The sequence below is a fragment of the Vibrio sp. JZG10 genome (assembly GCF_054064075.1).
Window position 1 is genome coordinate 449,520 of the sequence record NZ_JBSUGE010000002.1, and the last position, 12,269, is coordinate 461,788.

The 12,269-nt window shown below is 44.4% G+C and carries 9 protein-coding genes; 6 read left to right on the top strand and 3 right to left on the bottom strand.

From position 1 onward, the window contains the following. Positions 1-22: 22 nt before the first annotated feature. Positions 23-1,549, bottom strand: a complete 1,527-nt coding sequence (locus ACWYVB_RS04545; protein WP_317410461.1) for an arylsulfatase — start codon at positions 1,547-1,549, stop codon at positions 23-25. Between the two features lie 139 nt (positions 1,550-1,688). On the opposite strand from ACWYVB_RS04545, the gene ACWYVB_RS04550 reads away from it, so the two are divergent. Beyond that, the gene (locus ACWYVB_RS04550; protein ID WP_206192075.1) at positions 1,689-2,546 is read left to right on the top strand and encodes a LysR family transcriptional regulator; all 858 of its coding nucleotides are present in this window, start codon (positions 1,689-1,691) and stop codon (positions 2,544-2,546) included. Between the two features lie 123 nt (positions 2,547-2,669). Here ACWYVB_RS04550 and ACWYVB_RS04555 read toward each other — a convergent pair whose 3' ends face one another. Then, complete coding sequence (locus ACWYVB_RS04555; protein WP_046875994.1) at positions 2,670-4,217, bottom strand: arylsulfatase; 1,548 nt, start codon at positions 4,215-4,217, stop codon at positions 2,670-2,672. 330 nt (positions 4,218-4,547) lie between these two features. Between ACWYVB_RS04555 and ACWYVB_RS04560 the strand changes: the two genes are divergently transcribed. The 3 genes from ACWYVB_RS04560 to ACWYVB_RS04570 all read left to right on the top strand — a co-directional run bounded on the left by ACWYVB_RS04560 (position 4,548) and on the right by ACWYVB_RS04570 (position 7,573). Continuing rightward, a complete protein-coding gene (locus ACWYVB_RS04560) occupies positions 4,548-4,919 on the top strand; it encodes a winged helix-turn-helix domain-containing protein (RefSeq protein WP_256954912.1) in 372 nt (123 codons plus the stop codon). A gap of 89 nt (positions 4,920-5,008) precedes the next feature. Then, complete coding sequence (locus ACWYVB_RS04565; RefSeq protein ID WP_317410458.1) at positions 5,009-7,363, top strand: fatty acid cis/trans isomerase; 2,355 nt, start codon at positions 5,009-5,011, stop codon at positions 7,361-7,363. Between the two features lie 18 nt (positions 7,364-7,381). Continuing rightward, positions 7,382-7,573 (top strand): hypothetical protein, encoded by a 192-nt coding sequence (locus ACWYVB_RS04570; protein ID WP_005376565.1) that lies wholly within the window; start codon positions 7,382-7,384, stop codon positions 7,571-7,573. Positions 7,574-7,622: 49 nt separating this feature from the next. On the opposite strand, the gene torS is transcribed toward ACWYVB_RS04570, so the two are convergent. Continuing rightward, on the bottom strand, positions 7,623-10,586 hold the full coding sequence (torS, locus tag ACWYVB_RS04575) for a TMAO reductase system sensor histidine kinase/response regulator TorS (RefSeq protein WP_457528124.1): 2,964 nt from the start codon (positions 10,584-10,586) through the stop codon (positions 7,623-7,625). 43 nt (positions 10,587-10,629) lie between these two features. Here torS and torT point away from each other — a divergent pair, with 43 nt between their 5' ends. Both torT and ACWYVB_RS04585 read left to right on the top strand, forming a co-directional pair. Beyond that, positions 10,630-11,679, top strand: a complete 1,050-nt coding sequence (gene torT, locus ACWYVB_RS04580; RefSeq protein ID WP_080936816.1) for a TMAO reductase system periplasmic protein TorT — start codon at positions 10,630-10,632, stop codon at positions 11,677-11,679. Positions 11,680-11,743: 64 nt separating this feature from the next. After that, positions 11,744-12,199 carry a methylglyoxal synthase gene (locus tag ACWYVB_RS04585; RefSeq protein WP_005376571.1) on the top strand — a complete coding sequence of 152 codons (456 nt, stop codon included), beginning with the start codon at positions 11,744-11,746 and terminating at the stop codon, positions 12,197-12,199. Positions 12,200-12,269 lie beyond the last annotated feature (70 nt).

Here is a 12,269-nt window from a genome sequence, read left to right on the forward strand (position 1 = left end):
TATGGATTATCGATGTTCTTTATTACTTAGAAGACTTAGGTACGAATGAACCTGCTTCCATGCGAGGTGGGAACTCTTTAAACGTACCCATTACCTCTTTCACTTTCTCTACCGCTGGCATCATTAGGAATGAACGCTCGTACATCCAACGAGAGTAACCCATACCTTGGTCACCACGTTCGAATGGGTCGATACTCAAGTCGAAAATCAATGGAACACGAAGTTTAGTAAACGGCTTGCGCCATACATCCATGCCTGTTTCATTCTCTTGAATCATAAAGTGGAACTTGTACTTTCCTTGGCGTAATGCCACAAGATCACCGTCATCGCTCCAGTAAACGAATTCGTTACGAGCAGATTTGTCTGACTTACCCGTTAGATATGGCAGTTGGTTGTAACCATCTAGGTGAACTTTATAGTCCATATCACCAACTTTCTTACCTTTTAGTAATTCATCTTTAACTTTGGTGTCACCCGCTGCAGCAACCAATGTCGGGAAGAAGTCCTCTAATGACATCATGCCGTTGAACGTTTTACCTGCTTCGATGTTTCCTGGCCATTTAATCAACATCGGCACACGGAAACTGCCTTCCCAGCCAGTGTTTTTCTCAGAGCGGAATGGTGTCATCCCTGCATCAGGCCACAAATCAACCATAGGGCCGTTGTCAGTGGTGTAAACAATGATTGTATTGTCATCCACACCCAACTCTTTGATCTTGTTAAGTAGGTGACCAATTTGATCATCGTGCTGCTTCACGCCATCTGCATAAAAACCAGCGCCTGTTTTACCTTGGTATTCTTCAGGAACATGCGTGAAGTTGTGCATGCGAGTGGTGTTAAACCAAGTAAAGAACGGCTTATCCGCTTTTACTTGTTTTTCTATGAAGGTTTCCGCGGCATCAAGGAATTCACCGTCAACATTTTCCATACGCTTACGGGTAAGTGGACCGGTATCTTCAATTTTGCCGTCAGCGTAAGAGTGGATTACGCCACGAGGGCCAAATTTCTTCTTGAACTCTGGATCTTTAGGATAATCCACGTTCTCTGGCTCTTCTTCCGCGTTCAAGTGATATAGGTTGCCGAAAAACTCATCAAAACCGTGGTTGGTAGGAAGGTGTTCGTCTCGGTCGCCTAAATGGTTCTTACCAAATTGTCCGGTTGCATAACCCATTTGCTTAAGCACGGTTGCAATCGTTGGATCTTTTTCCGAGATACCTTGCGGAGCGCCTGGTAAGCCCACTTTTGATAGACCAGTACGTTTTGGCATTTGACCAGTAATGAATGCAGAACGGCCTGCTGTCGAACTTTGCTGTGCGTAGAAGTTAGTGAACTTCGCACCTTCTTTAGCAATGCTATCGATGTTCGGCGTGTTGTACGCCATCATGCCTTGGTTGTAGGTACTAAGGTTCCAGTAACCAACATCATCACCAAAGATGACAAGAATGTTGGGTTTGTCCGCTGCGTGTGCAACTGCAGATGCAGCGCCTAATGCTAACGTACATGCGTTAAGTACGAGTTTTTTACTGCTCGTTTTGGTCGCATTTTTCATATTATCTCCAAGAGTTCGCTAGTGCATAAAATGGTATTCGCTTTTCAATACCATTGTTGATATAAGATAAAGCACTAATTTCAGGCGATAAATGCAGTCAGAATTAGTTAACCTATAAATTAAATTTATGAGTAACGTTATGGACTTGAATTTGATCCAAACTTTTCTTGTTGTCGCGGAGTTCCAATCTTATACAAAAGCCGCGGAACAATTGGGGCTGACACAACCTGCTGTGAGCGCTGCAATAAAGCGTTTAGAACAAGTGGTCGATAAGCAATTATTTGTCAAAAAAGGGCGAGGTATCGCACTAACATCTACCGCCTATCAGCTACTACCGCAATTCCAGCAAGCGGTTAATATCATTGATAATGCGATATCCGATAAGAATCATTTTGAAGTGTGTTGTTCCGAAATTTTATTGCACATTATGGACCCGATAAAGAACACTATTTTTTATGAATCGCCACCCGAAAAGTTCTTATTATTTGAGCTTCTAAGACAACAAAAAGTCGATCTTGTCATTGATACTGTTATCACAAAAGATGCAGCGTTTATTATTGAAGATGCCTACGAAGAAGAGGCGGTGATTATCTGTCGTGAGAACCATCCCCGTGTTCAGGGCACGCTCACAAAAGAGCAATTTTATGAGGAAACTCACTGTTTATTTTCAGGGAAATGGAACAACATGTCGGGGTTCGAGCAGCTAGCAAAGGAAACAATTCAAGAAAGAAAAGTCGACTTGATCACATCTTCGCTAGCGGGCATGGCGCTGTATGTCGCCCAAAGAGATAGTTTAGGGATCGTTTCTCAATCTTTTGCAAACAAGTGGAGAAAAGCGCTCAAACTTCAAATTTTGTCCTGCCCCATTTCGATACGCTCTATCCCTTACAAGTTCGTCTACCATAAGCGAGAGGTAAACAACCCTGCTCATATTGCGCTACGTGAAAAAATTAAAGCCAACTTAACGGCAGCCCACTACGAGCCTGTTTCCTTATAGTGCTTGTTGATTCGCATTTTCTTTGCCATTCGTTGCTCTGAAAGCTTTTATTAGATGGAAAAAAGAGGCTCATATGAGCCTCTTTTCTATATGGTTGCATCGTATTGCTTACGTAGCACTAGCCTACTTATTTGGGTTCTCTTTTAATTTCTCCATCACCTGATCGAGCGAGAAGCTTGCCGCTTTTTGCCTTGGTGGGAACTCTTTAAACGTTTCGAGGAATCGTCCTACGTAAGCTTGGGCAGGAACCAGCATATAAGCACGGTCTAGCATCCAATCATAGTAGGTGTTGGAAGTGATATCAGCCACTTCGTAAGGGTCCATACGTAAGTTGAAGATCTTAGGAACTCGAAGTGTAGTGAATGGTTCCGCCCAAATGCGCAGCGTACCTTTTGCTCGTTGCTCCATAAAAACCAGTTTCCACTTGTTATAACGAAGTGCGGTTAAGTCTCCATCATCCGAGAAGTAAAAAATCTCTTCACGCGGTGCTTTCTCTTCTTTGCCAGTTAAATATGGCAGGAAGTTGTAACCATCGAGATGCACTTTGAATTTCTTACCATTCGCACTATAGCCTTTGAGTAATTTCTCTTTGATACTGTCATCACCCGCGGCAGCAACGAAAGTTGGCATCCAGTCCATATGGTGCATGATATCATTCGAGACAGAGCCAGCTTTAATTTTACCCGGCCAACGTACCATCGCAGGAACTCGGTACGCACCTTCCCAGTTGGTATTTTTCTCTCCACGGAATGGCGTTGTACCTGCATCTGGCCACGAGTTCATGTGCGGACCATTATCGGTTGAATAAAAGACTATCGTGTTGTCTTTTATGCCCAAATCGTCCACTTTTTTCAGTAGTTGGCCGACATGATTATCATGCTCGACCATGCCATCTGCATACTCACTGATACCTGTTTTTCCCGAGTTCTCTTCTTTCACGTGGGTACGGAAATGCATACGCGTTGCGTTCCACCAGACGAAGAAAGGTTTTTCAGCTTTGACGGCACGATCCATAAAATCGAGAGCCGCATCCAACGTCTCTTCATCCACGGTTTCCATACGCTTGCGAGTCAGAGGCCCGGTGTCCTCAATTTTGCCGTCAGCGTACGAGCGAATAACACCTCGTGGACCAAATTTTTTACGAAATTCTGGATCTTTAGGGTAATCGACGTTTTCTGGTTCTTCCTCGGCGTTCAAGTGATAAAGGTTGCCAAAAAATTCATCGAAGCCGTGGTTAGTAGGCAGGTGTTCGTCTTTGTCGCCTAAATGATTTTTACCAAATTGACCCGTCATATAACCCATCGGCTTCAACATTTCGGCAATGGTGGCATCTTCTTCCTTCAAGCCAAGATCTGCGCCAGGAAGCCCTACTTTACTTAAACCCGTTCTAAGGACGGTCTGGCCGGTGATAAAAGTAGAACGGCCCGCAGTACAAGATTGTTCACCGTAATAATCCGTGAACATCATGCCCTCTTTCGCGATGCTGTCTATGTTTGGTGTTTTGTATCCCATCAAACCGAAGGTGTAAGCACTGAGATTGGACTGGCCAATATCATCACCCCAAATGACGAGAATGTTAGGTTTCTCTGCCGCGATACTGCTACTTGTCGCGCCAATTAAGGCGGCGGCAAGAATCGCTAATCGACGTTTTACGCCATATTTCGCTGTCATATAAACCTCTGTGTGTATTAGAAAAGAGCTTCTTGCAACAGAATGTATAGTCTAGAAATAGTGGATAAGCGAATCTTAGAAATAAGAACTTTAGAGACATTAACAGCTGCTCTAGTCCCCAAAGTAGCTGATTATTTACTTTAGAAATTGTGGTAGTACTTATTGATTTGGCGGTTTAAATTGGTGCTCTTTCCGTCGTAGAGTTATTTCTTCCATATCAGAATTTTGATATGACTCCGACATATTGCATTACAAATAAAATACAGCATTGATCTCACGCCAACATTAATGATAATAGTTTTTACTATCATTAATAATTGAAATGCCAATATGTTTGAGTCTACCCTTTCGTCTGCTCCTAAGACGTCAGCTTCCGATAACGGTCTCAATAATGAATATGAGCTCGTACTGGATAAGCACAGCCATACTGTGATGATAAATCGTCCGTCAGACAAAAAGTTTGTTCAGCTCACAAGCGTTCAATTCGAGCTGCTCCGTACTCTGACTCATTATCAAGATCAAGTGCTTAGCAAACCTTTCCTTTATGAAACGGTACTGAAGCGCACGTTCTCAGAGCATGACCGCGCACTCGATATGCACATTAGTAGAATAAGAAAACGACTGGTTAGCGAAGGGATTAACGCGGATCGAATTCAGACCGTTCATCGACAAGGTTATGTATTTAAGCATGCGAAAAAGTAAAGAAATCGCGGCGAATTGCTCCAACTTTTGGTAATTGACCGCTTATTTTGCTTTAATTAATGCAAATTCTAATCACGTAAAATAACTCAATGAATTTGCGCTTAATTTTTATACTTTGCATTGCTACATTGTTTGCTGGCTGTGCAACCTATGCGGGCCTTAACTATGACCAACTGTTTGGTCCACAGCTCGTTCGTGAACGTACGGCGGACGTAGCTACACCTCAAGCAAACTTCTTCCAAAGCGAAGTCAAACCCATTATGGATAACCGCTGTGTCGTCTGTCATGCGTGCTACGATGCACCATGTCAGCTTAAGCTTTCTTCCGTTGAGGGTATTGACCGTGGCGCGAGCAAAGCACTGGTATATGAAGGAACAAGACTTACTGCCGCCGCGCCAACACGCTTATTCGAAGATGCAGAAACAACCCAAGAGTGGCGCGATGCGGGTTTTCATCCGGTACTTAACGAACGTGATCAGAGCATGGCGGCCAACATTGATGCAGGCCTCATTGCACGTTTGCTACAACAAAAAGAACGCCACCCGCTGCCTGATCAAGTCCAGTTAGAAGGTTTTGATTTTTCGATAGATCGAGAACAAACCTGTCCAACAATTGAAGAGTACGAACAGTACGAAAAAGATAACCCAACCTGGGGAATGCCTTTTGGTATGCCAAACCTATCAAACAGTGAATACCACACACTGATGACTTGGCTGGAAAACGGCGCGATAATGAACGTTCACCAACCAATTAGTGAACAAGAGCAAGCTCAAATCGACAAGTATGAAACTTTGCTCAATCGCGCTGATCTAAAAAATCAACTGATGGCTCGCTATATTTACGAGCATTTGTTTTTGTCTCACCTCTACTTTTCAGAACTCACTGAAGATCCTCGATTCTTTACGTTAGTTCGTTCTTCTACTCCACCGGGGCAACCAGTAAAACGTATTTCAACACGTCGCCCATACGATGATCCCGGGGTTGAGCGCGTGTTTTATCGAATTATTCCAGAACAAGGGACGATTGTAGATAAAACGCACATGCCGTTCGCGTTAAACAAGCAACGTATTGAAAACTGGAACACATGGTTTATCGATGCTGATTACATGGTTAATCAACTACCGAGTTATGAACCTGAAGTTGCTGCAAACCCGATGACATCATTTATCGATCTTCCGGTTAAATCACGCTTCAAGTTTATGTTGGACAACGCGCAAAACACGATCATGGCTTACATTAAAGGGCCTGTTTGTCGTGGCCAACTTGCACTGAACGTTATCAATGATCGCTTTTGGATATTCTTTCTAGATCCAGATAAAGCAGATATCCCTGAAGTAAATGAGTTTTACCGATCTCAGGCTGATAACCTAAGACTGCCAGCAGAGCAGGAAAGCAATACGCTGCCTGTTACCAACTGGGTTAAATACGCGCGTCAGCAAGCTCGCTACCTAGAAGCCAAGTCTGAATTTACCAATAACTGGTTTAAGGAAGGCGAAAACCTATCCACCGACGTAATTTGGGACGGTAATGGCACCAACCACAATGCGGCATTAACCATTTTCCGCCACTTTGACAGCGCGTCAGTCGTACAAGGGTTAGTTGGCGAGCAGCCGAAAACGGTATGGATTCTTGACTACGCGTTACTAGAACGCATCCACTATTTGCTCGTTGCTGGGTTTGATGTGTACGGCAACTTCGGCCACCAACTCATGACACGAATGTTCATGGACTTCTTGCGTCTGGAAGGCGAAAGTAACTTTATCTCGTTGCTGCCAACCGACATGCGTCATGAACTGCAATCAAGCTGGTATAAAGATCAAAGTCCACAGTTAAGTGACTTTTTACAACGCAACGTGAAGCCATTTAACCAACCAACCAGCGTCGAGTACAAAACTGACGATCCAAAAACAGAGTTAGTCGAGTTGCTTAGAGAACGAGTCTCAGATGTTCTTCTTCCGCGCTACGAGATTAAAGATACTGAGCTTTCTGCTCAAAGTGAAAAACAGCTCCAACGTATTGGCCAAGTTCGTGGAGGAGGCTTGAAAACCGTTCCGCAAATCACCATGCTTATGGTGAGAAGCCAATCTGGAAAAGATGAGTTGTTCACCCTACTTCACAATAATGCACACACGAATATCTCTAGCTTGTTTGATGAAGAAAGCAACCGGGACTTTGCTAACGATGATATGACCATCGTACGTGGCGTTGTGGGAAGCTACCCTGCGGCATTTTTCTCGATCAACGAAAATCAAGTAAAAGAATTTGTCGATCAATTTAGTGCCATCCAAAATGAATCCGATTACGTTAAGTTATTGGATAATTTTGCGATTCGCAGAAGCTCAGAAAAATTCTGGCCGTTTAGCGATCGTCTGCACAATTGGTACCGTACAAAACAACCGATCGAATTTGGATTACTTGACTATAATCGTTTTGAGAATCGATAATGATTTAAGGGGGTTCTCATGGGTATCCGAGATAACATTGCCGCTCTTGAACAACAGATTTACGTTGCTTGTTCTGAGGGAGACTACGAAACGGTCAACATGCTTGAGCATCAACTCGAATACTTGCGTGGCAAAGTGGAGCATCCTTTTGATGACGACCCTTATGCCCTAGACACTCGATTCGAGTGGGAAGATGACATGACCGAATAGAAAAAACCTCCGGCTTGCCGGAGGTTTTTGTTTTTGGGATGCAATTGATTTACTTCGCCATCAACTCATCAAGAGCTTGAATTGATTCAGACACTTGAGATGCCAATTGATCTTTAGTCGCCATGTAGGTATCTAAAGGTTGAGGCGCAGCTTCAATTTCTTGGCATGAGTTCATTAATGCCGTAAGCCCTAAACTCCCTGCGCTGCCTTTTAGTTTGTGAGCAAGGTTCTTCACTTCTTTACTGTCATTACCACCAGCAGACGCTTGCAGCTTGCTTAGTACATCGGCACTGGTCGTTCTAAACAGATTAATGATGTGCAACATCTTCTCTCTGCCCAAGATTTTCATATCGGACTCAATTACGCTCGGGTTAATGATGACCACATCTGATTCCTCTGTTTTAGGGACTTGAACAACCTTTGATTGTATCGCTTGTTCTTGAGGCGAAGTTTGATCAAACGGGGTACAGTCGGCATTTTGTGGCAACAACAACGGTTTTCCATCCAGCACGTCCTGAATCAATGCCGCTAGAGCTTCTTTTGCCAATGGTTTAGGTAAATACCCGTCAAAACCTGCAGCTAAATAGCGCTCAACTTCTTCGGCAAAAACGTGTGCAGACACTGCGATCATAGGCGTAGCAGCAAGGGCTTTATTGGCTGGTTTGTTACATTCAATTTGTTTCAAACGTTGGATTAACTCGGTTCCATCACAGTCTGGCAAGTTGATGTCGACTAAAGCGATATCAAAATCCTGCGTGCTGATCAGTTGCTCTGCTTGTGAGCCGTTTTCTGCCATCACGACCTGGTGGCCCATGCTTTCTAAAAAGCCTTCCGCAACCACTCGGTTTACTTCATTGTCTTCTACCAACAAGACTTTCGCTTTCACTTTGCAGCGCGCGGTTGCCACTGCACCGGTTTCAACAGGCTCACTTTCCTCTAATGGGATGGAGAACCAGAATCGACTGCCATGTCCTTCTTCAGAATCGACTTCTAAAATACCGCCCATCGCTTCAATGATTCGTTTACTGATGGCAAGGCCAAGCCCCGTTCCTCCAGTTTGACTCATCCCACCTTCGGCTTGCGTGAAGGCATCAAACAACGTTCTCTGATCTTTTTTGGCAATACCTATCCCGGTATCTGATACTTCGAATAGGACTTGCGACTCATCCTCTGGGTTGAGGCTAACATAGATATCAATTTCACCTTCGTCAGTAAATTTAATCGCGTTTCCGACGAGGTTGTTCAGCACCTGACTGATTCTGGTGACATCCCCTTTCCAATAGCGACTTACATCACTTTCGATATGATAGGAAAACAACAGCCTCTTCTCTTGAGCTCGACTGTTCATCAACTGGAAAGTGTCTTCAACCATTTGGTGTAAATCGAAGCCCATGTGGCGAATCTCTAAATGCCCAGCTTCAATCTTGGAGTAGTCCAGCACATCATTCAGAATCGCGAGCAACGTTTTACCACTGCGGTTGATGATTTCCGCATAACGCTTTTGAATAGGATTGAGGCCGGAGTCAATCAACAGACGTGCCGTTCCGAGCACCCCATTCATCGGCGTTCTGATCTCATGGCTCATGGTCGCCAAGAATGCTGATTTAGCTCGACTCGCTTGCTCTGCTTGCTTACGAGCTTTCGCGTGATTCAAAACCTCTTCATTCAAACGGCGGTTCGCTTGTTTTAACTGCGAAGTGCGTTGCTCAACGAGCTCTTCCAAATGCTCTTTGTGCTCTTCGAGCTCTCGCTTGGCTTGAGCTTCTCCCTCTGCGACCACTTTTAGCGCTTGCGCTGTATTTCGAGCCGTGATGATAGCTTGCCCCATATGCGCTAGCTCATCTTTGCCTTTTACCTCCAGCTCGACGGCTAAGTTACCCTGCGCCACAGAAAGCAACGCAGCAGAGTACTCTGCCAATCGCTTAACCACAGAAAGGTATACAACACGCCATAAAATCAGCACCAACACAATCAAACCAACAATTGAAATCACCGTTAGAGACCACTGAGCGAATTTCAGCGTGCTCGTCAATTCATCCACAGCGACGGTTGTCGTTTTGTTTGAATCATCAACCAATTTGTTTACGGTACCATTCAGCTCCGAAAACAATTCCAGTGTCTTTTGCATCAGTTGTTGAGATTGTTCGTTATTCTCATACTGCTGCATCAAAATAGTGAACACGACCTGACGCTTACCGAGCTCTGTTAGTAGTTGGCTCATTTGTTTAGAGCGAGTGGGATCTTCCACGGCAAGCACACGGCGCTTCATGATTTTGAGATTACTTTCAAAATCACTTTGCACCTGCTGGATGCGCTCAATATTGGTTAATGTGCGAGCTTCTTCAATTTGATTCAGCATTTTAAAAGCCAATAAGTGCAGCTCATGCAATCGCTCTGTCAGATCTAGATCCACTTCCACCAGCGCATCTAGTGCCTGATAAACTTGCGATTTTTTATTCGATTCTAATAAGTCATAGATATGTGTGACGTTAGCAACGGCAATGGTGCTCGTGTTCTGAACTTGCGTCCGAGTTAGCTGTTCCAACTCTTCACTCAGTAAGCGCATCTCTTCGACACGAGTATCAATCTCTTTTGCCAGCCACAGCTTTCTTTCAACCGAAACACCAAGTTCTGCCAAGTTGTCGATAACGTTCTGGACGTTATTCTCGAGATCTTCTAGCAATTGAGAATCAAACGACTCACTCCCCAGCTCTTTGATATGAGTAAGCAATGATTCGAGCTGTTCGAAAAGCACATGCCCAGACTCTTTTCTTTCCTGCTCGTTTCTTGCGTTCGATAACAGTTGTACAGACGAAATGATGCGAGTACTCAACTCAGAGACTTGCCTCGCTTCAATCATGGCGGGAATTGCAGAATCCACGACATTTCTTTCCGTCTTGGCAACTAAAGAAAATCCAGACACACCAATAAGTGCCGATAACATAACCAGCATTGCCATCGCAATGAAAGACAACAAGAGTTTACGACCGATGCTTGCGGTTGCTAGCAACATATTTTCATGACCTTAATGTTCGTGTTCAGCGACATATTACGTTATATTTTGCAGTGTTTACTTAATCTATGCCAACGAACTTCATTTCATGGTTAAAAATCAACACGCATTTCGCACAATTTTCAAACATTCTGCAGTCACATTAGCCCTTGTCGCTTCTTTACCAGTGGTTGCAGCAGAAAAAGTATGTGCCATTTACCCTCACCTAAAGGATTCATACTGGTTATCAGTAAACTATGGAATGGTGTCCGAAGCGAAAAAAGAAGGCGTCGAGCTGAGAGTCCTTGAAGCGGGTGGCTACCCAAACAAAACGCGTCAAGAGCAACAACTCGCACTGTGCAGCCAATGGGGAGCAGATGCGATTGTCCTTGGGACCGTGGACCCACAAGCCTATGAACATTCGCTTAAGAATTGGGTCGGAAACATTCCTGTCTTTGCTACTGTGAACCAACTCGATCTGGATGAAGAGCAAAGTGAGCTGTTAAAAGGTACGGTCGGTGTTGACTGGCACTGGATGGGATACGAAGCAGGAAAATATCTCGCTGCTCGCCATCCAAAGGGATCAGGAAAAACAAACATTGCCTTACTTTTGGGGCCGCGTACTCGTGGAGGCACGAAGCCCGTGACTGCCGGATTTTATGAAGCGATCCAAGGAAGTGATATCAACATCGTTGACTCGTTTTGGGCAGACAACGACAAAGAGTTACAGCGTAACTTGGTTCAACGTGTGATTGATATGGGAAATATAGATTATATCGTTGGCAGCGCGGTTGCGATTGAAGCCGCTATCAGTGAACTGCGTAGCGCAGGCAAAGCTGAGGAGATCGGTTTGGTTTCTGTGTACTTAAGTCATGGTGTTTACCGAGGACTATTGCGTAACAAAGTGCTCTTCGCACCAACAGATAAAATGGTGCAGCAAGGCAGGCTTTCCGTCATGCAAGCAGCGCATTACTTGAGGGGTGAAGAGTATGACAAACATGCCTCACCAACGATCAAGCCACTGACTCCGAAGACACTTCATGACGATACGATCGAAGAATCGTTATCTCCGTCAGAATATAGGCCGACATTCCGTGTTAAGGCTGTTGATTGAAAGACAAAAAACGTGTTCTATTGAATAACAACAATTTTAAAATCATACAAACGGAAACATCTTGATGCAAAAAACCATTCGTACCATGCCAACCCACAAACATGTGGCTTTGGTTGCCCATGACAACTGCAAACCTGAGCTACTTCGCTGGGTAAAAGAAAACAAAGAAAAACTGCAGAGTCACTTTCTTTACGCGACAGGCACAACCGGGCACATGTTGAGCAAAGAAACTGGACTGGCGATTAAGAGCATGATCAGTGGCCCAATGGGCGGTGACCAACAACTTGGCGCGCTCATTTCAGAAGGCAAAATCGACGTTCTCGTTTTCTTCTGGGATCCGCTCAACGCCGTACCTCACGACCCAGACGTTAAAGCGCTTCTTCGTATTGCTAGCGTTTGGAATATTCCTGTGGCAACGAACCGAGCCACCGCTAAGTTCCTGTTTAACTCCCCTCTTCTTGAGCAAGAAGTGGATATTGAAGTACCGGATTACGAAGCGTATCTTGCTGAACGCATGTAAGCTTTGATGCCAACCGAATAACGTAAAGGCGATACTGAGTATCGCCTTTATTATTTCTAAAATTCAGAAC

What these genes read in the sequence shown, in the direction of transcription:
- ACWYVB_RS04560 (WP_256954912.1), top strand. Translation starts at nt 4,548, where the DNA reads ATGTTTGAGTCTACCCTTTCGTCTGCTCCTAAGACGTCAGCTTCCGAT.
- ACWYVB_RS04545 (WP_317410461.1), bottom strand. Translation starts at nt 1,549, where the DNA reads ATGAAAAATGCGACCAAAACGAGCAGTAAAAAACTCGTACTTAACGCA.
- ACWYVB_RS04565 (WP_317410458.1), top strand. Translation starts at nt 5,009, where the DNA reads ATGAATTTGCGCTTAATTTTTATACTTTGCATTGCTACATTGTTTGCT.
- ACWYVB_RS04570 (WP_005376565.1), top strand. Translation starts at nt 7,382, where the DNA reads ATGGGTATCCGAGATAACATTGCCGCTCTTGAACAACAGATTTACGTT.
- ACWYVB_RS04550 (WP_206192075.1), top strand. Translation starts at nt 1,689, where the DNA reads ATGGACTTGAATTTGATCCAAACTTTTCTTGTTGTCGCGGAGTTCCAA.
- torS (WP_457528124.1), bottom strand. Translation starts at nt 10,586, where the DNA reads ATGTTGCTAGCAACCGCAAGCATCGGTCGTAAACTCTTGTTGTCTTTC.
- ACWYVB_RS04585 (WP_005376571.1), top strand. Translation starts at nt 11,744, where the DNA reads ATGCAAAAAACCATTCGTACCATGCCAACCCACAAACATGTGGCTTTG.
- ACWYVB_RS04555 (WP_046875994.1), bottom strand. Translation starts at nt 4,217, where the DNA reads ATGACAGCGAAATATGGCGTAAAACGTCGATTAGCGATTCTTGCCGCC.